Annotated in this window: 19 protein-coding genes and 2 pseudogenes; 9 read left to right on the plus strand and 12 right to left on the minus strand. The window is 64.6% G+C overall.

Annotation, left to right across the window (positions count from 1 at the left end):
- Nucleotides 1-41 precede the first annotated feature (41 nt).
- From JQT59_RS15130 to glyA, 5 genes are read right to left on the minus strand one after another with little or no spacing between them, the layout of a single operon-like run.
- Complete coding sequence (locus tag JQT59_RS15130) at nt 42-635, minus strand: sarcosine oxidase subunit gamma (RefSeq protein ID WP_213576812.1); 594 nt, start codon at nt 633-635, stop codon at nt 42-44.
- On the minus strand, nt 628-3,492 hold the full coding sequence (locus JQT59_RS15135) for a 2Fe-2S iron-sulfur cluster-binding protein (RefSeq protein WP_213576813.1): 2,865 nt from the start codon (nt 3,490-3,492) through the stop codon (nt 628-630). Before JQT59_RS15135 ends, JQT59_RS15130 begins: the two co-directional genes overlap by 8 nt.
- Complete coding sequence (locus JQT59_RS15140; RefSeq protein ID WP_109332682.1) at nt 3,489-3,767, minus strand: sarcosine oxidase subunit delta; 279 nt, start codon at nt 3,765-3,767, stop codon at nt 3,489-3,491. The genes JQT59_RS15135 and JQT59_RS15140 overlap by 4 nt, the downstream gene beginning before the upstream one ends.
- A gap of 34 nt (nt 3,768-3,801) precedes the next feature.
- The gene (locus tag JQT59_RS15145; RefSeq protein WP_213576814.1) at nt 3,802-5,037 is read right to left on the minus strand and encodes a sarcosine oxidase subunit beta family protein; all 1,236 of its coding nucleotides are present in this window, start codon (nt 5,035-5,037) and stop codon (nt 3,802-3,804) included.
- A complete protein-coding gene (glyA, locus tag JQT59_RS15150; RefSeq protein ID WP_502939851.1) occupies nt 5,034-6,353 on the minus strand; it encodes a serine hydroxymethyltransferase in 1,320 nt (439 codons plus the stop codon). Before glyA ends, JQT59_RS15145 begins: the two co-directional genes overlap by 4 nt.
- 128 nt (nt 6,354-6,481) lie before the next feature.
- Here glyA and JQT59_RS15155 point away from each other — a divergent pair, with 128 nt between their 5' ends.
- From JQT59_RS15155 to JQT59_RS15165, 3 genes are all read left to right on the plus strand, one after another.
- A complete protein-coding gene (locus JQT59_RS15155) occupies nt 6,482-7,153 on the plus strand; it encodes a GntR family transcriptional regulator (protein ID WP_213576815.1) in 672 nt (223 codons plus the stop codon).
- A gap of 98 nt (nt 7,154-7,251) precedes the next feature.
- Nucleotides 7,252-7,860 carry a 5-formyltetrahydrofolate cyclo-ligase gene (locus tag JQT59_RS15160; RefSeq protein ID WP_213576816.1) on the plus strand — a complete coding sequence of 203 codons (609 nt, stop codon included), beginning with the start codon at nt 7,252-7,254 and terminating at the stop codon, nt 7,858-7,860.
- Nucleotides 7,861-7,872: 12 nt separating this feature from the next.
- Nucleotides 7,873-8,121, plus strand: coding sequence for a hypothetical protein (locus tag JQT59_RS15165; protein WP_213576817.1), 249 nt, complete (start codon nt 7,873-7,875; stop codon nt 8,119-8,121).
- A gap of 167 nt (nt 8,122-8,288) precedes the next feature.
- Here the strand turns inward: JQT59_RS15165 and JQT59_RS15170 are convergent, their stop codons facing one another.
- Nucleotides 8,289-8,462 carry a hypothetical protein gene (locus JQT59_RS15170; protein WP_213576818.1) on the minus strand — a complete coding sequence of 58 codons (174 nt, stop codon included), beginning with the start codon at nt 8,460-8,462 and terminating at the stop codon, nt 8,289-8,291.
- A 102-nt stretch (nt 8,463-8,564) separates the two neighbouring features.
- Nucleotides 8,565-9,413: a formyltetrahydrofolate deformylase gene (purU, locus tag JQT59_RS15175; RefSeq protein WP_213576819.1), complete on the minus strand. Its 849-nt coding sequence runs from the start codon at nt 9,411-9,413 to the stop codon at nt 8,565-8,567.
- Nucleotides 9,414-9,625: 212 nt separating this feature from the next.
- On the opposite strand from purU, the gene JQT59_RS15180 reads away from it, so the two are divergent.
- Nucleotides 9,626-10,291, plus strand: a complete 666-nt coding sequence (locus JQT59_RS15180) for a GntR family transcriptional regulator (protein WP_502939826.1) — start codon at nt 9,626-9,628, stop codon at nt 10,289-10,291.
- Nucleotides 10,292-10,350: 59 nt separating this feature from the next.
- Here JQT59_RS15180 and JQT59_RS15185 read toward each other — a convergent pair whose 3' ends face one another.
- A complete protein-coding gene (locus JQT59_RS15185; RefSeq protein ID WP_213576820.1) occupies nt 10,351-10,992 on the minus strand; it encodes a cyclodeaminase/cyclohydrolase family protein in 642 nt (213 codons plus the stop codon).
- A 111-nt stretch (nt 10,993-11,103) separates the two neighbouring features.
- Entirely contained in the window at nt 11,104-13,566 is a 2,463-nt protein-coding gene (locus JQT59_RS15190; RefSeq protein WP_213576821.1) for a GcvT family protein, read from the minus strand.
- 245 nt (nt 13,567-13,811) lie between these two features.
- Here JQT59_RS15190 and JQT59_RS37035 point away from each other — a divergent pair.
- Nucleotides 13,812-13,901: pseudogene (locus tag JQT59_RS37035) on the plus strand (RidA family protein); the annotation flags it as partial.
- Between the two features lie 119 nt (nt 13,902-14,020).
- Here the strand turns inward: JQT59_RS37035 and JQT59_RS37040 are convergent.
- Nucleotides 14,021-14,308, minus strand: a pseudogene (locus JQT59_RS37040) (WhiB family transcriptional regulator); the annotation flags it as partial.
- A 127-nt stretch (nt 14,309-14,435) separates the two neighbouring features.
- The gene (locus JQT59_RS15200; RefSeq protein ID WP_249354614.1) at nt 14,436-16,013 is read right to left on the minus strand and encodes a BCCT family transporter; all 1,578 of its coding nucleotides are present in this window, start codon (nt 16,011-16,013) and stop codon (nt 14,436-14,438) included.
- A gap of 691 nt (nt 16,014-16,704) precedes the next feature.
- Here JQT59_RS15200 and JQT59_RS15205 point away from each other — a divergent pair.
- Entirely contained in the window at nt 16,705-17,508 is an 804-nt protein-coding gene (locus tag JQT59_RS15205) for an IclR family transcriptional regulator (protein ID WP_213576822.1), read from the plus strand.
- A gap of 45 nt (nt 17,509-17,553) precedes the next feature.
- Here JQT59_RS15205 and JQT59_RS15210 read toward each other — a convergent pair whose 3' ends face one another.
- Nucleotides 17,554-18,411: a bifunctional methylenetetrahydrofolate dehydrogenase/methenyltetrahydrofolate cyclohydrolase gene (locus JQT59_RS15210; protein ID WP_109335297.1), complete on the minus strand. Its 858-nt coding sequence runs from the start codon at nt 18,409-18,411 to the stop codon at nt 17,554-17,556.
- Between the two features lie 559 nt (nt 18,412-18,970).
- On the opposite strand from JQT59_RS15210, the gene JQT59_RS15215 reads away from it, so the two are divergent.
- The 3 genes from JQT59_RS15215 to JQT59_RS15225 all read left to right on the plus strand — a co-directional run bounded on the left by JQT59_RS15215 (nt 18,971) and on the right by JQT59_RS15225 (nt 21,680).
- The gene (locus tag JQT59_RS15215) at nt 18,971-19,333 is read left to right on the plus strand and encodes a bifunctional 3-phenylpropionate/cinnamic acid dioxygenase ferredoxin subunit (protein WP_213576823.1); all 363 of its coding nucleotides are present in this window, start codon (nt 18,971-18,973) and stop codon (nt 19,331-19,333) included.
- Nucleotides 19,330-20,493, plus strand: a complete 1,164-nt coding sequence (locus JQT59_RS15220; protein WP_213576824.1) for an NAD(P)/FAD-dependent oxidoreductase — start codon at nt 19,330-19,332, stop codon at nt 20,491-20,493. Before JQT59_RS15215 ends, JQT59_RS15220 begins: the two co-directional genes overlap by 4 nt.
- Nucleotides 20,494-20,558: 65 nt before the next feature.
- Nucleotides 20,559-21,680 (plus strand): aromatic ring-hydroxylating oxygenase subunit alpha, encoded by a 1,122-nt coding sequence (locus JQT59_RS15225; RefSeq protein ID WP_213576825.1) that lies wholly within the window; start codon nt 20,559-20,561, stop codon nt 21,678-21,680.
- The last annotated feature ends 184 nt before the right edge of the window (nt 21,681-21,864 follow it).

Consider the following 21,864-nt stretch of genomic DNA (forward strand, 5'->3'; position numbering starts at 1 on the left):
CGGTGGACGGGGTCATGCGTCCACCGGACCGATGCTGTCATTTACACGGGAACGATGCCGAATTCTTCGGCGGCGTCGATCAGCCATTCCGCGAGGTACCGGGCGAACGACGACCGCACGAGGATCCGGTAGTCGGTGCCGGTGCTGTCGAGCGGGATCAGGACGACGCCGGCAAGAGCGAGCATCGTCTGGACCGCGGCGCCAGGCCCGAAGACCTTGGGGTGCAGGTCGATCGAGCAGCCTTTCGCGAGGACATCTCGGGCGTGGGTTCCGCGCAGGCGCAGGGTGGTGCGCTGTGCGGAGACGTCGATCGCGGCGCCACCGTGTGGGGTCACCGCGCTGCGGAGCTGAGCCTCGACCTCTTCGGGTGCCTGGGATCGGGTGGTGATCAGGAACTCGTCGGGGCCGAGCCAGATCGCGGTCGCTGCATCGCCCTCGATGCAGGTGGAGGGGGTAGTGGGCAGGTCCACCCCCAGTATGTTCGATGCCGCAGAGCCGCCCGGCCCGGCAGGGTCCACCCATAGGTCGACCATTGTGACGAACGGTTCCTCGGTGAGGCTCACCGATTCGGGGAGCTCGGAGAATTTCTGGTCCCAGCCGTGCAGGGGGCTGAGGGGGACGAGGGTGTCAGCCATCGCGACGTGCTCCTTCTGGATCAACGAGGACGGAGCTGGTGACCTCGACGGCGACCAGGTTTCCGTTCACCGGGACGTGCAGGGTGTCGCCGAGCCGGGCACGCCCACCCTTGACGAGGGCGAGTCCGAACGGGCGGCCGAGTTCGGCGCTGAGGTAGCTCGACGTGACGTGGCCGAGCATCGGCACCGGCGGGGGCGGCAGGACGCCGTCGCGGATCTCTTCGATGATCTGCGCGCCCTCGGGCAGCACGGTTTGCTTGTCGAGGGGCAGCAGCCCGACGAACTGTTTGCGCAGCGGGTTCTGGTTCTCCTCACGGGAGAAGGAGCGCTTCCCGATGAAGTCGCGCTTCTTCTTCGACACGGCCCAGCTCATCCCGAGGTCCTGCGGAGTGACCGTGCCGTCGGTGTCCTGACCGATGATCGGGTACCCCTTCTCGGCGCGCAGCACGTGCATGGTTTCGGTGCCGTACGGGGTGATGTCGAACTTTTCGCCCGCGGCGATCAGTCGTGCCCAGACGGCGGGTGCGTGCCAGCCGTTGACGTTGACTTCGAAGGCGAGTTCGCCGGAGAAGCTGATCCGCGCGACCCGCACGTGGACGTCGCCGAGGGAGGTGTCGCGCCACGCCATGAACGGGAACGCGTCGTTGGTGACGTCGAGGTCGGGGAAGACCTCACCGATCACGTCGCGGGAGCGCGGTCCGACTACGGGGAACGTGGCCCACTGTTCGGTGACCGAGGTGAGCCGCACCCTCAGGTGGGGCCATTCCGTCTGCAGCCATTCCTCCATCCAGTCGAGGATCTTCGCGGCGCCGCCGGTGGTGGTGAAGACCTGGAACCGGTCGTCGTCCAGGCGCATCACGGTGCCGTCGTCGATGACCATGCCGTCGACGCCGCACATGACGCCGTAACGAACCATGCCGACCTTCAGTGTGCTCATCATGTTCGTGTAGACCATGTCGAGCAGCACCCCGGCGTCGGGACCCTGAACGTCGATCTTGCCGAGGGTCGAGCCGTCGAGGATGCCGATGCTGCGGCGCACGGCGGCGCATTCGCGCAGCACGGCGGCATCCATGTCCTCCCCGGGCAGCGGATAGTAGCGGGGACGCTTCCACTGGCCGACGTCCTCGAACACCGCGCCGCGTCCGACGTGCCAATCGTGCAGTGCCGTCACCCGTTCGGGGTCGAAGAGGGCGCCGCGGCTGCGGCCGGCGAGGGCGGCGAACGCGACCGGGGTGTACGGCGGTCGGAATGTGGTGGTGCCCAATGTCTCGATCGGCCTGCCGAGCAGTTCGGCCGTGATGCCGGAGGAGATCACCCCGGAGGTCTTGCCCTGATCGTGTGCGGTGCCGATGGTCGTGTAGCGCTTGATGTGCTCCATCGACGTCATCCCGGCACCGACCGCGCGGGCGAGGTCGGCGACCGTCGCGTCACGCTGCACGTCGACGAACTGGGTGTCCTCGCCGGCGGTGTCGGGCACCCGCCACAACACCAGCGGCGCCAAGCCACTGTCGTTCGCCGCATGACGGTCGACAGTATCGACATCGGTGACGGAGGCCGTGAACCCGAGATCGCGCACGGCAGCAGCGCCCACGTGCTGGCCGTCGCGCAGGCACCCCTCCAGATCGAACACACCGTTCGCGGATCCGGTGACGGAGACTCCGTCAAGGGTCTCGCCGGGGACGAAGGCGCCCAGGTTGTCGTCGTAGCGGAGTTTGCCGCGGGCCTGGGAGAACAGGTGCACGGCCGGGTTCCAGCCGCCGCTGACGAGCAGGACGTCGCAGGCGAGGGGAACTGGGGTGCCGGTGTCCGCGCGTTGTGACACGACGGCGTGACTGATCCGGCCGTTGCCGCGGGTGCCGGACACCACCGATGCAGTGCGGATGGTGATGCCCCGCTTGTCGCATTCGGCCTGCCAGTGGGCGGGTGCCTGGTCGCGGGCCTCGACGATCGCGTTGATGCGAACACCGGCGTCGTGCAGGTCGATCGCCGCTTCGTAGGCGCTGTCGTTGGTGGTGAACACGACGGCCTGCTCGCCGACCTTGACGCCGTAGCGGTGCAGGAAGGTGCGGGCACCGTGCGCGAGCATGATGCCGGGCCGATCGTTGTCGGTGAAGACGACGGGACGCTCGTGGGCGCCGGCCGCGACGACGATGTGCCGGGCCCGGATCCGCCACACGCGTTGCCGGCTCAGCGCGGTGGGGGCTTCGGCACCGAGATGGTCGGTGCGACGCTCGAGCGCGAGGACGAAACCGTCGTCGTAGTTTCCGAACGCGGTGGTGCGCTGCAGGTGCAGCACATCCGGGAAGGTGGCGAGCTCGGCGACCGCGGCGGCCACCCAGTCGAGGGCGGGGGCGCCGTCGATGAGGTCGGTGGACCCGAGCAGGTCTCCGCCGGCTTCGTTCTGCTCGTCGACGAGCACCACCCGCGCGCCCGCCCGGGCGGCGGTGAGCGCCGCGGCGAGACCCGCCGGGCCGGCGCCGGCGACCAGGACGTCGGTGTGGACGTGCGTGGCGTCGTATTTCGCCGAATCGGCGATCGTGGCAAGACGTCCCTGACCGGGGATGCCGCGGGCGACGAGGCCGTCGAACAACTCGATGGTGGTCGCGAGCAGCATCGGCTCGGGGAACGGCTCCTCGATCTGCACGAGGCCGCCGGTGTCCTCCGCCCACGCCGCGGTGATCCCGCGGGGCCGGCCGAGTTTGATGCTGGTGGTGATCTGGTGGACGCCGTTCGCGAGCAGGGCCGAACCGAGCGTGTCACCGGGGTGACCGGTCAGTTCCCGGCCGTCGAACGTGAAGGTGTAGGAGGTGTCGCGGTCGAGGCGACCGCCCTTGCGGGTGCGGAAGGGTGCGTTCACGATATCGTCGGCTTCTGCTCGTCCAAGCGGTAGACGCTGTGGAATCGGTAGGTGGCGGTGTCACGTACGGCGTTGAACCAGCGCCGGCAGCCGGCGCTGTGGTTCCACCGTTCCGCGAAAAGACCTTTCGGGTTCGCACGGAAGAACACGAAGTGTGCCCATTGTTCGTCGGTCAACGATTCGGGGTCTTCCGGGTACACGACGTGGGCTTCGCCGCCGTAGTGGAACTCGGTTTCCTCACGGGGTCCGCACCACGGGCATTCGATGAGTTGCATGGTGACTCCTGATTTCAGTGCGCGACGGGGGGGATCAGTGCGCGACGGCCGCGGCGCCGTGCTCGTCGACGAGGGCGCCGGTGACGAACCGGTCGAGGCTGAACGGCGCGATGAACTCGTGCGGTTCGTCGTTGGCGATCGTGTCCGCCAGGCACCAGCCCAATCCCGGGGTTGCCTTGAATCCACCAGTGCCCCAACCACAGTTGAGGTACACGTTGTCGTACGGGGTGCGTCCGACAATCGGGGAGGCGTCGGGGCACACGTCGACGATGCCGCCCCAGGTGCGCAGCAGGTGCGCGCGGGCGAAGACGGGGAACAACTCGACCGCGGCCGCCATCTGCCGTTCGATGATGTGGAACGCGCCGCGCTGGCCGTAGCCGTTGTAGGAGTCGACACCGGCGCCCATCACCAACTCACCCTTGTGCGCCTGCGAGACGTAGACGTGAATCGCGTTGGACATCACGACGGTCGGGTGCACGGGCTCGAGCAGTTCGGAAACCAGTGCCTGCAACGGGTGACTCTGCACCGGGGTGCGGATGCCGAGCATGTCGGTGAGCGTCGAGGTGTGCCCGGCCGCGCACAGCGCGACCTGCCCGGCCGCGATGTCGCCGCGGTTGGTGCGCACCCCGGTCACCTTGTTGCCGTCCGTGACGAATCCGGTGACCTCACAGTTCTGGATGATGTCGATGCCTGCCTCGTCGGCGCGGCGCGCGAATCCCCAGGCCACGTAGTCATGCTTGGCGATGCCGGCCCGCGGCTGATACGTCGCGCCGAGGACGGGGTAGCGGATGTCGCTCGAGATGTTCACCAGCGGGCACAGCTTCTTGACCTCGTCGGGTCCGACCCACTCGGCGTCGATGCCGTTGAGCTTGTTCGCCTCCACCCGGCGGACGCTGTCGCGGACGTCCTGCAGGCTGTGCGCGAGATTGAGGACGCCGCGCTGGCTGAACAGGATCGGGTAGTCGAGGTCGTCCTCGAGACCCTCCCACAGCTTGAGGGCGTGCTCGTAAATCTTCGCACTCTCGTCCCACAGATAGTTCGAGCGGATCAGCGTGGTGTTGCGGGCCATGTTGCCGCCCGCGAGCCAGCCCTTCTCCAGGACCGCGACGTTGGTGATGCCGTGATTCTTGGCGAGGTAGTGGGCGGTGGCCAGGCCGTGTCCGCCGCCGCCGACGATCACGACGTCGTACGACTTCTTCGGTTCCGGGTTACGCCACAGGAAGTCGGGGTGATCGGGCAGGTGGGCGCCGGGCGGCTGGGTGGCACTCATCGGTTCGCCTCCGTCAGGTCGGGGTAGAGCGGGAAACGCAGGGCGAGGGCGTCGACGCGGCCGCGGAGTTCGTCGAGATCGGCCTCGTCGGTGGCCGGCCGCAGCGCGTAGCTGATGATGTCGGCAACCTCGGTGAACGCGTCCAGGTCGAAACCGCGGGTCGCGAGGGCGGGGGTGCCGATCCGCACACCGGAGCTGACCATCGGCGGCCGCGGGTCGAACGGAACGGCGTTGCGGTTCACCGTGATTCCGACCCGGTGCAGCCGGTCCTCGGCCTGCTTTCCGTCGAGTTCGGACTCGCGCAGATCCACCAGCACCAGGTGCACGTCGGTGCCGCCGGAGACGACGTTGATCCCGGCGTCGCGGGAGTCGGGCTGCAGCAATCGGTCGGCAAGGATCTTCGCCCCGGCGAGGGTGCGTTCCTGGCGCTCGCGGAACTCCGGCTCGGCGGCGAGCTTGAACGAGACGGCCTTGCCGGCGATCACGTGTTCGAGCGGGCCACCCTGCTGTCCGGGGAACACCGAGGAGTTGAACTTCTTCGCCAGAGCCTCGTCGTTGGTGAGGATGACGCCGCCGCGGGGACCGCCGAGGGTCTTGTGCGTCGTCGACGTGACCACGTGGGCGTGCGGGACGGGGGAGGGGTGCAGTCCGGCGGCGACGAGTCCGGCGAAGTGGGCCATGTCGACCATGAGGTACGCGCCGACCTCGTCGGCGATGCGCCGGAATGCGGCGAAGTCGAGCTGGCGTGTGTAGGCGGACCAGCCGGCCAGGATCAGCTTCGGGCGGTGCTCACGGGCCAGACGCTCCACCTCGTCCATATCGACCAGGTGATCGTCCTCGCGGACGTGGTAGGCGGCGACGTCGTAGAGCTTGCCGGAGAAGTTCAGCTTCATCCCGTGCGTGAGGTGACCGCCGTGTGCGAGGTCCAGTCCGAGGATGCCGTCACCGGGCTTCAGCAGTGCCGCCATCGCGGCGGCGTTGGCCTGCGCCCCCGAATGCGGCTGCACGTTGGCGTATTTCGCGCCGAAAAGGTCGGTGAGGCGGTCGATGGCGAGCTGCTCGATGACGTCGACGTGTTCGCAACCGCCGTAGTAGCGGCGTCCGGGGTATCCCTCGGCGTACTTGTTGGTGAGTACCGAGCCCTGCGCCTGCATCACTGCGAGCGGGGCGAAGTTCTCACTGGCGATCATCTCCAGGGTGCCCTGCTGGCGCTCGAGTTCGGCTGCGATCGCCTGGTGGACGGCGGGGTCGAGGTCGGCGAGCTGATCGGTCAGCGTCGGATTGCCTGCCGGTGCGGCTGTCGTGCGGCCGTCGATGTCGAGAGTCAAGAGTTCGCCCTTCTGAGAGATCAGTGACTTGTAGACTGATATATCAACTTGAAGGTAGAGTAGGGTCAGCGATGGATCGCAGTCAAGGCTCTACCGGAATTGTTTGGGAGATGAACATGAGCGTGGCGCAGCCGCCGGTGATGGAAGTTCAATCCGTAAGCGGCACCAATGCCGACCGTGCCTACGAGATCGTGCGCGAACGCCTGGTCATGCTGGACATCCGCCCTGGTGAGCCGATCAATGACGACCGGCTCGCCGAGGAACTCGGATTCGGACGAACACCGGTGCGGGAAGCGCTCAAGCGGCTCGAGCGGGAGCGTCTCGTCGTCGCGTACCCGCGTCGCGGCACGTTCGCCACCGCCGTCGACATGACCGACCTCGCCGACATTTCCGAAATCCGTAAGCAACTCGAACCCACCGCGGCCGCCCGCGCGGCACGGAGCGCGTCCCAGGACGCGCGGGCGCGGCTGTCCCTGCTCTCCGACGAGATCGCCGAGATCGATGACAGTGAGGATCCACGCGAAGTCCTGCGCAAGGACGTGCGCGTCCATCGCGAGATCTACCGCGCATCCGGAAATCCTCACCTCGAGGACATCCTTGTCAGCCTCGACGCACACGCCACCCGCATCTGGTGTCTCTTCCTCGATCGGCTGCCGGACGTCGCCGGCCACGTGCGCGAGCACGTAGCGCTGCTCCACGCCATCGTCGACGGGGACGAGGACACCGCCTCGTCCCTCACCCGCGCCCACGTCACCGGCTTCGAGAAAGCCATCCGCGACCTGCTCTAGTGCCGATTCTGCCTCAGCGGAAGGATCTGCCAACTTCCTAAGGATTTCGTGGTGCGCGAGTCGCTCACTCACCCGACTCCTGACCGGCGGATTTCGAGATGACTCTTCACGACATCGACAGCAAGGCAGAGTGGAGACGCCGAGTTCTCCAGGCCAGTAGACAGCAGAGCGGCGACGAAATGCACCGCGCGAACCAGTGCATCGCCGACCACGTGCGGAACCTACTACAGCCAGGACGATCTGTCGCCGCCTACGTACCTATGGACAGCGAGCCAGGATCGGTGTCCATGCTGGATGCGCTGAAGGACAGTGGCGCTCAGGTACTGCTCCCTTTCACCAGCGCGAACAGACCACTGTCGTGGGCCGTCTACAGCGGAGCTGACGATCTGGTCCCGGCCGCCTTCGGGCTGCTCGAGCCGACCGGTCCGGAACTCGAGCCAGACAGGCTCTCGCTTGTCGACGCGATCATCGTTCCCGCGCTTGCGGTCGACCGGCGGGGCGTCAGATTGGGGCGAGGAGCCGGCTACTACGACCGGAGTCTGGCGATGGTCGACGGCGATATCCCACTGATCGCTGTGGTCAATGACGAGGAGTTCGTCAGCGCACTTCCTGACGAGCCGCACGACGTCCGGACGACACACGTCTTGACCCCCGCGGGAGGTCTTCAGTTGCTCGACCCGCCGCCATTCTTCGCGATCTACTCATAGACAGGGATTGGCATGACGTCCGAAACAGACCTGATCGACCTCGCGATCAAGTGGCGTCACTGGGGTGGGGGCACCCCCGGAGACATCTTCCGCGAGTTCGGACCGAGTTCCGAGCAGTACCTCAGCCGCCTGGCCTCCGTACTCGAGCGCAACACGTGGATGTACCCCGATATTGACCTTGCCCCAGATCTTCTCGCCCCGCTCGAGCGCATCTGTGTCGTTCGGGGGAGTTCGCGTGCGCGGGCTTACCGGCGAGAGTGACCGTGGATTCACCACTCGAAGATTTTCCGCGCCAGTGCAGGCCGCCGCTGATGATGTGCGGCGGCCTGCACTTTGCTGATGGCGGCCTGCGTTTCGCAGCACAGGAGATGCAGCAAACATGCACCCTCTGCGCCACTCGGCCATGACAGAGCATGGCCTGGCCGCCGTCACTCGTCGTGTGGCAGGGCGGCGAGGATGGTCCAGCTGGCGGCCGGATAGGACGCGGCGATCTGCTTGTCGGGAGCGAGAATGCGAAGCGCCCCACCATCGAGCACATGACCGGTGAATCCCGCTGAGTATTCGTCAGTTCTCGTGCCACACTGCACGGACAGTCGTCTCATCGCAGCACCTTTCAGCTCGACGCTTTGCCTAGGCGATCGGACTCGGAATGTGCTGCCGCAGAGAACATCATGGCTGAGGGACTCTGCGGCAGCCGAAGGCCGTCAGCTGAAAATGACGGTCCTGTGCCCGTGCAGAAGAATACGATTCTCGCAGTGCCAACGAACAGCCCGGGACAATGCCAGCGCTTCTGCGTCCTGGCCGACGGTGGCGAGTCGGGCGGGATCGTAGCTGTGATCGATGCGGATCACTTGCTGCTCGATGATGGGCCCCTCGTCCAGATCCGGCGTGACGTAGTGGGCGGTAGCCCCGACCTGCTTGACGCCCCGATCGAATGCCTGGTGGTAGGGCTTGGCGCCCTTGAATCCGGGCAGGAACGAGTGATGGATGTTGATCGCACGGCCGTGTAACTTCCGGCATGCGTCATCGGACAGCACCTGCATGTACCGCGCGAGCACGACCAGGTCGGCGTTGTACTGACCCACGAGTTCGAGGAGCTGTGCCTCGGCCTGCGGTTTGGTCGCCGCCGTCACGGGGATGTGGATGAAGGGCAGACCGGCGGCTTCGGCCATTGGGCGCAGGGTTTCGTGGTTGGAAACCACGGCGACCAGCTCTCCACCGAGATTGCCGGCACGCCAACGAAAAATGAGGTCGTTGAGGCAGTGACCCATCTTCGAGACCATCACGACGACGCGCGGCTCGCTGCACCCGTTGAAGTTGAATGACATACCGAATTTGTCAGCGACACTGCGAAACTCGGCGGTGAGCCTTTCCACGTCGAGGGCGCCCGCCGCGACAAACGATGTGCGAAGAAAGAATGCGCCGTTTTGTGTGTCATCGAACTGCTGGTGTTCGGCGATGTCGCAGTTCTGTTCGAACAAGAAAGAACTGACTGCGTGGACGATTCCGGGCCGCTGAGCGCAGCTGAGCGTCAAGGTGAAGGTCTCGGTCATGTGCGTCTCCTCGGTGCTGGACGCTCTCCCTGGCAACGGCGGCGTCTCGGGTGGATATCGGGCTTGTTGTTGCGGCGAACGAGACCATCGTGTCTCGATGGCTTCGACGGCTAGAGTGTCAGTAGCAGAGAAGTGATATATCAGATGAGTATTAGTATTTCAGGCTGCGGCGAAAGGGTCAAGAGGCGGAGTGGAACGCTAAGATGACGCCCATGGGGCTGCAGGCGATAGAGGTCGATGCTGGCGTGATCTCTCGCGCTGATCGCGTCTATTCCGCGATTCAAGACAAGTTGATCATGCTCGATATCCGCCCCAACGAGGCAATCGTTGAGAGTGCTCTCGCCGAGGAGCTCGGTGTGGGGCGAACACCGGTCCGGGAAGCGCTCAAGAGACTCGAGGGGGAGCGTCTGGTCATTTCGTTCCCTAGGCAGGGAACGTTCGCCACAGGTGTCGACGTCTCCGACCTCGGTCATATCTCCGAGATCCGGGCTCATCTCGAGCCCGTAGCCGCGCGACGAGCGGCGGAGGCGGCTTCCCCTACTCTCCGCCAGCTGCTTCTCGACATGGCGGACAAGACAGATGGACTCGATGTTTCCGGTATGGAACGGCACGAATTGATGCGATGGGACCTTACGGTGCATCGGACGATCTATCGGGTCGCGCGCAATCCGCATCTCGAGGACGTCCTCGTCCGATACGACAATCTCGCGACCCGAATCTTCTGTCTCTACCTCGAGCGGCTACCGTCGGTGCCCCAGCACGTCGGTGAACACGGGGAGCTATTGCGGGCTATTGCCAACGGTGACGGTGACCTCGCCGGAGAAATCGCGCGCCAACATGTCACGGGGTTCGAAAAAGCCGTCCGGGCAGTCGTTTAGCGTTCGGAGGGCGGGCGATCAGCTTCCCCTCGGGAGACAGCAGTTCACCCACGAAGACCTCATTCGCTGCTGGGCGTTCCGACGAGGTTCAATTGCTTTCTCACTCGGGCGGTGACGGCATCGGCGCGGTCGGTGAGGGCATCGACAGTGGCGGCAGCGTCGATGAGGGACTGTCGGATGTTCGCATCGGTGATGCCGGGCAGATTGATCTCGACATTGACCCGAGCTGTTGTGGCTGCCGCTCGGGCCGCCTCTGCGGCAGCCGCGACGTCACTGACGACATTGCGGTTGCCGACCGGTACGAGCTCCTCGGCAAGCGCGACCACCACCCCTGCTGCATTGATGACCTCGGCCGGAACTCGCGCCGCGCTCACGAGAGCGTTCTCGATCGCTGCCGATCGTGCGGCGATCTCCGCATCAGTGCTCTTGGGAAGCGTGTACGAGTCGATTACGGAACTGAATGCGGCCATATCGTCCTCGGCAAGCTCCAGTGCCCGCTCGCGAACCGTATCCGCTCCGGTGCACACACGCTCGATCAGAGCGCTGTGTTCGGCGTACCGATCACCGGTCGTGTATCGAGCCACCATCGCTACGAGCGCAGCGGATTGACCGAGGTGTAGCGCAGCGGTGGCACCGCCGCCGGGTGCGGGTACGCGGTCCGCGAGCGACGCGAGAAATGCGCTGATCGTGTCATGTCGCATGAGTGGGGTCGTCCTGTCGGTGGGGAAGGGCTGAGATGAAGCAAAGGGCACCACGTAACCGAGCGAGGGTGCCGGCCCCTGAACAGCGAGCCGGCACCCCGACAGGGAGAGTTACGACCGGATCTTCTTCATCTCGGGGTCGACGAGCGGTTCGGCCACAACGGTGGCCGGGATGCGCCGACCGAAGTACTCGATCTCGACCGCGGTGTCGACCGTCGCGCCGGCGGGCAGCCACGCGTAGGCGATCGGCGCCCCGACAGTGTGGGCGAACGAAGCGCTGGTGACATAGCCTGCTGGCTTGCCGTCGACGAAGACGGGTTCGTGGCCCAGCACGACCGACGTGCGGTCATCGATCATCAAGCACGCCAGCCGCCGGGTCACGGTGGCATCGGAGACACCCTCGAGTGCGTCGCGGCCCACGAAGTCACCCTTCTGCGGGCGGACCGCAAAACCGAGACCGGCCTCATAGGGATTGTGCTCGGTGGTCATATCGGAGCCCCACGAGCGGTACCCCTTTTCCATCCGCAGACTGTTGAACGCTGCACGGCCGGCGGCGATGACCTCGTACTTCTGCCCCTCCGCCCAGAGTACGTCCCACAAACGTTGCCCGTAATCGGCCGAGGTGTACAGCTCCCAGCCGAGTTCGCCGACATAGGACAGCCGCATCGCGGTGACCGGGATTCCGCCGATCCGGACCTGCTTGGAACGAAAGTACTTGAAGTTCTCGTTCGCGAAGTCGTCCCGGCTGATCGCCTGCACCAGATCCCGGGCACGAGGGCCCCACAGGCCGATGCAGCAGGTGCCGCCGGTGATGTCGCGGACCTGGACGGTACCGTCGTCGGGCGCCTGGCGGCGGAAGTAGTCGAGGTCGAGGTTGCCGTTTGCGCCGACCTGAAAAATATTGTCGGACAACCGTGCAACGGTGAGATCGCTGCGCACCCCACCAGTGGCGTCGAGGGCGAGGGTGTAGGTGACGGACCCGATCGACTTGTCCATCTTGCTTGTGGTCAGGCGCTCGAGCAGGGCAAGGGCGCCGGGGCCGGAAATCTCGAGACGCTTGAGCGGTGTCATGTCGTACATCGCCACCGAGGTGCGGGTCTTCCACGCCTCAGCCGCGGCGATGGGGGAGTGGAACTTCGCTGCCCAGGGCTCGCGGGCCGGCGGCTGCCACTCGGTGGGAAGCTGCTGGACCAGGTGGGCGTTTGCTTCGTACCAGTGCGGGCGCTCCCAGCCGGCTCCCTCCAGAAAGACTGCGCCGAGCTCCTTCTGCCGAGCGTGGAACGGGCTGACCCGCACGTCACGGGGCGAAATTTTGGGCTGCAGGGGATGCAGGACATCGTAGATTTCGACAAAGTTCTGCTGAGACGTCTCGCTGACGTAGTCGGGGTCGAGCTGGAACTCCTCGAAGCGGTGCACGTCGCAGCCGTGCAGCTCGACCTCGGAGCGGCCGTCGACGAGCAGCTGCGCGACGGCCCGGCCGACACCGGCCGAGTGCGTCACCCAGACTGCTTCGGCGATCCAGAATCCGGCGATGTCGGGGGACTCGCCGATGAGCGGTCCACCGTCAGGGGTAAAGGAGAAGACCCCGTTGAATCCGTGCTCGATCTTCGCGGTCTCGAGGCAGGGAAGCAGCAGTTTGGACTGCTCCCACGACGGTGCGAAGTCCTCTTCCGTGAACGCCAGCATCGACGGCATGTCGGAGTCGGAAATCTCGTCGCTGTCGGTCAGCCCGCGGGTGTCTACCGGCATCGGACGGTGCGCGTAGGTGCCGATGCCGAGGCGGTCGACGTGCTCGCGGAAGTAGAGGTCCTGATCCTGGTGCCGCAGGATCGGGAAGCCCGCCTCGGCGAGTTCGGTGTTGCGACCGACCAATTCGGGAATCTGACCGGTTTTCGCGTACTGGTGCGCCAGGGGAAGCAAGGGCACGTCCATGCCGATCAGCTCACCGACGTCGGGCCCCCAGAAGCCGGCGCAGGACACGACGATGTCGGCGGGTACTACGCCGTGATTGGTGGTGACTCCGGTGACCTTGCCGCCGGAGTGCTCGATACCGATTACCTTGGTCGAACCCTGGAACACCGCGCCGCGCGCTTCGGCGCGCCGGGCAAGTGCCACCACGACGCGGGAGGCCTTAGCGAGTCCGTCGGTCTCGACGTACAAGCCGCCGAGGACCCGCTTCTCGTCGAGAAGCGGGTGGAGCTTCGCACATTCGGCGGGGTCGAGGATGCTGCCGTCGATACCCCAGGAGGTGGCCCAGCCCTGTTTACGGTGCAGGTCCGCGAGTCGCTCTTCGGTGGTGGCGACCTCGAGTCCACCGAGCTGGCTGAAGCACCATTCGCCGTCGACGTCAAGGCTCATGAACTTCTCGACGGTGTATCGAGCCAATTCAGTCATCGTCTTGGACGCGTTGGTCTGGAACACGAGGCCCGGTGCGTGCGACGTCGAGCCGCCGGTCAGTGGCAGCGGCCCTTGGTCGAGGACGGTGATCTTGTCCCAGCCCCGAGCTGTGAGCTCGTCGGCCAGGTTCGTGCCGACGATGCCGGCTCCGATGATCACTACGCGCGGTGAACCCATGATGGTCCTTCCTGGAGTGGTTGTGCGATCGCCTGCTCCCCGCGGATCGCCTCGGCATGCGCTGTCGCTGTGGGCCGACAGTCGATGTGCTCAGTGAGAACGGATGACCAGCAGCCGCGGGGCAAGTCGACAACTGATATATCAATCACAGTAGTGTGTGTCACAGGGGCGGTCAACCCCTGCCTTTGGGTGGTATTGCCTGACTCGAAGCTTGGCCGCACGAACCCTGGCCGGTGCGGAGGCCCGCCGGGATTCATGCGCGTTCCGCGGTCGGAGAGGCCGCGCTACCGACCGATGCACCGGTAGAAGTGGAGGTCGTCATCGAAGTCGAGTGAAGCGATCGAATGAGTGGAGCTGTCGATTTCGCCGGTCGCTCCTGCCGATCGCATTGCAGAAAATGCAGGCTTCGAACCCTGATTTCTGTACCGATCTCGGCGCTCTTACGGCGATCGGATTCCGACATCCCGCCCCACACCCCATACGGTTCCCTCGTGGTGAGTGCATAATCGCGACACCAATCAATGACCGGGCATGCGGCGCAGATGGCCTTTGCCGCTCGTTCTCGTTGAGCGCGCCGTGGCTTACTTTCCCCACAGGGCGAAAAGAACACCTCCATGCCTTCCGACCGGCACCGTGCCTGTAGGCGCCAATCCGTTTCTTGCGGGGGCGCGGCGACTGTGGTGACGTTGTGCAAGGACATTCGGCTCCCTTGTAGTGCGCGGCAGAAGCGACGGGTAAGCATCCCTCCGACGTCGATGTCGTGGCGCTCAGGCGAGCTGGATGCGATGTATGAATATGAGCGCCGAGCCAATCGTCAAGGCCCGGACTTTATCCGGTGGATTCAGGGCGGGCCTTGACGTTGTGCTGGTCTACCTCTGCGGGGTATTCACCCGCCGCGGCTTCCGAGGGGCTGCGATCAGTGGATCTCGGGTGATGTCGCGATACAGCGACACACACATGCCGATCATCACAACGGCGAACGGAGCGGCGACGATGATCGTCATCGTCTGCAGGCCGTTCAGCGCGTCCGAGCCGCCGGTCCACAGGATCAGCATGGCAACGCCTCCGGTGGCAACACCCCAGAACGCTACGGTCGGGCGGGTCGGTTCCAGCGTTCCCCGTTGGGACAGCGTTCCCATCACTATCGAAGCAGCGTCCGCGCCGGAGACGAAGAAGATCGCGACGAGAGCCATCACCAGAAGTGATGAGGCGCCCGCGAGGGGCAGATGATCCAGCATGCCGAACAGCTGCGATTCCGGAGTACCGCGGGAGAACAGGTCGTTACCGCCACGTTGCTCGCCGATAGCTGCCCCGCCGAAGATGACGAACCAGACAAGGCTCACGGAACTCGGGATGAGGATTACCCCGACGACGAACTGCCGAATCGTCCGGCCCCGGCTGATCCGGGCCAGGAACATCCCGACGAACGGGGTCCACGAGACCCACCACGCCCAGTAGAAGATGGTCCAGGAGGAAAGCCAGGTTTCGGTCGCCGCATCGCCGGATGCTGCCGAGCGCGCCGACATGCCGGCAATTTGGGAAGCGTAGTCGCCCAACGTGGTGGGCAACAGATTCAAGATGAACACAGTGGGGCCGGCGACGAATACGAAGACGGCCAGAAGAAGTGCGAGCACCATGTTGATGTTCGAAAGCCACTGAATTCCACGAGAGATCCCCGACACCGCCGAGGCCACGAAGGCCAGTGTGAGTATGGCGACGATCGAGACGAGCAGCAGAGTTCCGGCCTCGCCCATCCATCCGAGAACTTTGATCCCGGAGCCGATTTGGAGTGCTCCAAGGCCAAGTGAGGCGGCGGTGCCGAACATTGTGGCGAAAATGGCCAGGATGTCGATGACCTTACCGATCGGCCCTTCAGCGTGGCGGCCGATGAGCGGAATGAAGGACGAGCTGATGAGTTGCTTGCGTCCCATCCGGTATGTGCCGTAGGCGATCGACAGACCAACCACTGCGTACATCGACCACGGGTGCAGTCCCCAATGGAAGAGTGCGGTCGCCATCGCGGTACCCACCGTGGAATCGGTGATTCCCGGTGGCGGCTGGACGAAATGTGTCAGCGGTTCCGTCACGCCCCAGAAGATCAAACCGATCCCCATCCCGGCGCTGAACATCATCGCAATCCAGCTGACGGTGTTGAACTCTGGTTTCTCCCCGTCCTTGCCGAGCGGGATTCGCCCGTACCGGCTCAGTGCCAGCCACAGAGCGAACAGGACGAAACCTGTGGCAGACACAACGAACAGCCAACCCAGGTTTGTCACTACCCAGTCCAGGATCGACGACATCGTGGTCGTCAGGCTGGCCGGCCATAACAGTCCCCACCCCAGGATCGCCACCACGATGGCGGTTGTAATTCCGAACACCACGCGATCGGTCTTCTTCTCGGGTGCGAGGCCCTCCGCCTCGTCGACGGCGCGAGGATCGGTGGCCAAGTCGTCCGCGCGGGGGGCGGTGGGCCCGTCGACGGGGCGGGGGTCGACTACCTCGCAGCGGCGTGATTGGTGGGGGGTCGCTTCCGTATCCGCATCGAGTGAGTTGCCATTTGTTGTCACATCGGTCTCCCTGCAGCACATCGCTGAGTAGGTTTGTGAACGGAGTCCGGACTGCCCGGTGCGAGGCGTCCCGGTCCCGAATGGTGTTGCTTATAGCGCAACGACGTTTTCTATGGGGAACAACACTGCGGCCAACTGTGATCTATGTCAAGTCCGACGACCGAAATGACATAGATCACTAAATGGTGAACTTGCGCTCTTTGCGAGAAGTGGACATCGGCTGGCCAGCGCCTGGACGAGGTCGATTCGTCACGCGCTCCGCTCTCTGAAGGTCGTTGGAGCGGCCTCGTTCGCTGGTTCGTCGGACCGCGAATGAGCCATGGGTAAGCCATGGACATGCCGAACCTCGCATGTTCGACGCCGATTGATATATTAGTATTGCCAGATTGGTACGACGGGTGTCGGGTCGGCCAGGGGGCGGCGGGCCTCGTGGAGAGCGTCGGCGAGGGTGTCGACTCGGTCGACACGCTGATCGGATGGGTCACCACACTGATCGGTGACCCACGTGTGGGGTCTATGCCCGGCACCAGGGCGGCCGTCCGCACCAAGAGAACTTTCGTATAGTTGATCCATGACCAACAGCAACGGAGCGCGGGCTACTGACGGCGGTGTCCAGTCGGTAGACCGGGCATTTCAAGTGCTGGAGGTTCTCGCCCGCAATGGTGAGGTCGGGGTCAGTGCGATCGCCGCGGAAATTGGGGTGCACAAGTCCACGGTGTCCCGTCTGCTGGCTTCGCTGGAAGAGCACGAAATGGTTGTGCAAACCTACGACCGGGGAAAATACCGCCTGAGCTTAGGCATCCTGCGCCTCGCCGCGTCTGTTCCCGAACGGCTCGAGATAACGGAGCAGGGCCACGCCGTATGCGAGCGACTCGCCGCGAAACTCGGCGAAACCGTGAATGTGGCCGTTCTACGTTCCCGTTATGCCATCCACCTCGACCAGGTACGAGGGCCCGCCTCCGTGGGCACACAGAATTGGATCGGCGAGCCGACACCGGTGCACGCGACGGCAAGCGGAAAAATACTCCTTGCCCACTTGGACGTGCACCAACGGCATGAAGTCCTAGGCGCAACGGTGCTCGAGCGGTTTACCGAGGACACCATCACGTCGGTCGAGGCGCTCGACGAGGAACTGGACGCGGCCAGGAGCCTCGGCTACGCCGTAGTCGTCGAAGAGTACGAGAAAGGGCTGAATGCCATCGCGGCGCCGGTCCGGGACTACGACGGCAGAGTCGCGGCTGCGCTGAGCGTCTCCGGACCTGTATACCGCTTCACCGAGGCCCGGATGCGCCTCGTGGTGCCCGATGTCATCGCGGCGGCCGCCGAGATCAGCGAACGGATGGGCTTCCGGCAATCCGTCACGCCCAGCGCCTGAGCTCGCTCGATCTGACACTGCCTCGGAGCGGAGAGCCACCACGCGTCAGCCCGGTCCGATGCCCTCTGCCATCTCGACGACGTTCGTGAGCAGCATTGCCCGCGTCATCGGACCGACACCGCCTGTTGCTCCGCTGAGCTTTCCTGCGACGCGGTCGACCGAGGGATGCACATCGCCCAGAATTCCCTCCACCGTGCGGGTGATACCGACCGACAACACAGTGGCGCCTGCTCGGATCCAGTCCGGCTGCACCAGGTTGGCAACTCCCGCCGCAGCAATGACGACGTCGGCATCGCGCGTGTGAGTAGCCGTGTCGACCGTCGCTTCATGACACAGGGTCACCGTGGCATGTTCGCTGCGGCGGGTCAGCATCAGCCCGAGTGGCCTACCAACGGTCACACCACACCCGATGACGCAGAACCGAGCGCCGGTGATCGGGACATCGTGATGACGAAGTAATTCGATGATGCCGCGGGGGGTGCACGGCAACGGTCCCGGCATCCCGAGCACCAGACGCCCGAGATTCGTCGGGTGCAACCCGTCCGCATCCTTCGCGGGATCGATCAACGCAAGGATCCGGTGGGTGTCGATGTGCTTCGGCAACGGCAGTTGAACGATGAAGCCGGTGCACGAATTGTCCGCGTTCAGCCGCAGGACGGCCGCCTCGATATCTTCCTGTGCAGCGGTCGCCGGCAGGCGGACCTCGAGGGAATTCAATCCGATGCTTCGGCAGTCGCGGTGCTTCGCGGCGACGTAGGCATGGCTGCCGGGGTCGTCGCCGACGAGGATAGTTCCCAAGCCAGGCCGGATTCCCTGCAATTGCAGCACTGCGATCCGGTCGGCCAGGTTGTCCTTGATCTGCGCGCTGACGGCCTTGCCGTCGAGCAGTGTCGCAGTTGCCACGGAATATGCCTTTCTGGGTGACGAAGAGGTCAAGTGGACCAGTGCGGCCAGTTGTCGGTCGTGCACGAAACGCTTGACCCGATTGGCGACTGGAGTCGCGTGGGGTGCGGTGGTCGGTCTCGATGGGCGAGAAGACGAAGAGATACGTCGTCGGACCGGGAGGAGTCGTCGCAATAACGGATGGATTACCGTGACGACAATTGATATATCAGACGCAGAATAGCTTAGACCGGCTGAACCGGCGGGTCAACGCCCTGCGGGGCAGTTCGTGGGGCTCATGGGTCGCTCGGCTTTCATCGGTCGTGGATCGCCTTCCAGTGGACCCAAGGGTGTGTCGACGTTGCGGGCTGCTGACAACATGGGGTCCCTGCTATTCATAGTGTGACCAGGAGTTTCAGTAAAAATTCCCGTGTCCTTGTTCCCTCGGAGTTGCTGAGTTGTTGCGAGCGCCCATCAGTTCGGCGAGACGCGCAGCTCCTCTTGACACTGCGCTATGACCATTGTCACACTGTTGCGTAACGCAGGACTTGTTTCGCATCGCGCTACAGAGAGGCATCTTATGCTCGAGGTCTGTCCGCTAGCCTCCTTACCTCGCGGTGACGCACGCCGCGTCGACACCACCCCGCCGATCGCCGTGTTTCACACCGACGATGGCGAGGTGTTCGCAATAGACGACACTTGCTCGCACCAGGACGCCTCGTTGGCAGACGGCTGGCTCGAGGGATGCGAGGTCGAGTGCCCACTGCACGCGTCGAAGTTCAACCTTCGAACCGGGGCGGTCGATGCGCCACCCGCGAAGTTGCCCGTGCGAACCCATGAGGTCCTGATCAAGGACGAGGTGATCTACGTGGAGGTCAGCACCGAAGCGCCGAACCTGCCGCCCGATATTCGTAGCCGCCTCAACGCGGAGGGGAACGCATGAAAAGTATCGCCGTCATCGGGGCATCCCTCTCCGGTCTCAGTGCCGCGCGTGCCCTGCGCGCACAGGGTTTCGAAGGTGAGCTGAACATTGTCGGAGCGGAGCGCAACCGGCCTTACGACCGGCCGCCGCTGTCGAAGGAGTATCTGGCCGGAGACATCGACGAAACCTGCCTCACTTTGGAACCGGAAGGGGAAGACCTCCAGGCGAATTGGATGCTCGGACTGTCCGCAACACACCTCGATGCCGGCACCCGCAGCGTCACGCTCAGTGACGGTTCACAGCTGACCGCCGACGGCTTCGTCCTCGCGACCGGTTCACGTGCGAGGGCGTGGCCGGACACCGAGCATCTAGCCGGCGTCCATGTTCTACGCACGATCGACGACGCAGACCGGCTGCGCGCAGAACTCATCCCCGGCGCCACACTGGTAGTCATCGGCGCCGGCTTCATCGGCGCCGAGGTCGCCTCCACAGCGCGCAAGCTGGGACTGGACGTCACAGTGGTCGAGGCTGCCCCTTCACCGCTCATCGGCGCACTCGGTCCGCAACTGGGATCCGCCGTCGCCCGGCTCCACGGCGACAACGGCACCAGACTGCACTGCGGAGTCGGCGTCGCCGGGTTGACCGGTGCACACCGTGTGACCGGCGTCGACCTTGTCGACGGCCGTCACCTGCCCGCTGACGTCGTCGTCGTGGGCATCGGCGGGATCCCGAACACCGAATGGCTCGCAGGGAGCGGCATCGAACTCGGTAACGGTGTTCTGTGTGACCGTGGCGGCACCACCTCGATCCCAGGCGTTGTTGCAGTCGGCGACTGTGCGGCCTGGATGGACACATCCGGCGGCCACCGCCGCGTCGAGCACTGGACCGGCGCCTCGGAACGCCCGGCGATCGCAGTGTCGTCTCTCCTCTCGGGTGAGTATCAGGGTCAGCAGGTCAAGCCACCGTACTTCTGGTCCGATCAGTACGGTTCGCGTATCCAATTCGCTGGAATCGCCGGGCCCGACACCGAATTCACCATCGAAGAGGGAAGTCTGGAAGCGGGAAGCTTCCTCGCCGTCTACCGCCGAGACGGGCAACCCGTTGCAGTCCTCGGCGTCGACCAGGTCCGCCTGTTCACCCGCTGGCGCCGCCAACTCTGCGCGCTGCCGGCACCGCTCTGATCCTTCTTGTAGACCTTCTTCCAGCCCGCAGATCCACGAGATCAACCACTAAGGGAGACCCCACAGTGACAACCACGCACCTGCCCGAGAGTCTCATCTCCACGCTCCCGGGAACCTATTACACCGACAGCGACATCTTCACGCTCGAACAGGAGAAGGTCTTCGAGCAGATGTGGTTCTGCGCTGTACGGTCGGGTGATCTCGACAAGCCCGGGGCTTTCAAGACCGTTCAGGTCGGTCGTGAAAGCGTCATCGTGACACGATCCAGGACCGGCGAGATCCGTGCCTTCCTCAACATCTGCGCCCACCGCGGCGCCCGGCTGTGCATGGAAGAGAGCGGAGAGGTCAAGAGGTCTTTCCAGTGCCCGTACCACGCATGGACGTACGACCTCGAAGGCAAGCTTATCGCGGCGCCCAACCTGACCAAGATGCCCGACATCGACCGTGTCGAGTACGGACTGAAGAAGGTGGCAGTGCAGGAATGGCTCGGCTACGTCTGGCTCAATCTCGCCGACGAGCCCGAGTCCTTCGATCGGACGGTCATTCAGGACATTCGCGACCGACTCGGCGACGTGGAATCGATCGATCGATACCAGATCGCTGACTTGGATCTCGGCCGACGCATCGTCTACGACGTGAAGGCCAATTGGAAGCTCATCATCGAGAACTTCATGGAGTGCTACCACTGCGCGACGATCCACCCGGAATTGACCGAGGTTCTGCCGGAATTTGCCGACGGCTATGCGGCGCAGTACTACGTCGGGCACGGTGCCGAGTTCGGTGAGGATGTCGAAGGGTTCACCGTCGACGGCTCGGCCGGTCACGACGTCATCCCCGGTATCGCCCCGGAGCAGGACCGGCGCTACTACGCGATCACCGTGCGACCGACGGTGTTCGTCAATCTCGTCCCCGATCACGTCATCGTCCACCGGATGTTCCCACTGGCGGCCGACCACACCATCGTCGAATGCGACTGGCTGTACCTGCCCGACGTCGTCGCGAGCGGAAAGGATCTCGACCGCTCCGTGGAACTGTTCCACCGGGTCAATCAGCAGGACTTCGACGCGTGCGAGCGGTGCCAGCCCGCGATGGCCTCGCGCCGCTACCGCGACGGTGGTGTGCTCGTGCCCAGCGAGCACCACATCGGCGAGTTCCATGACTGGCTGAAGGAAAAGATCGCCCACTGATTGCCGCGCAACGCTGACCGCTCCACGGATCGAGAGATCCGTGGAGCGGGCACGCGGTTGCGATACTGCACCTTCGGGTACCGCGGCCCGCAGTTGCTGGTTCGCGACGCCGCGCTATGCCAAATTCGATGCAGCTGAACGTTCTTCGTGATTCGAACGGATGCGGCACCATGTCGTTGTCCTG

The sequence above is a fragment of the Rhodococcus sp. USK13 genome (genome assembly GCF_018343855.1).
Lineage (GTDB): Bacteria > Actinomycetota > Actinomycetes > Mycobacteriales > Mycobacteriaceae > Rhodococcus_F > Rhodococcus_F oxybenzonivorans.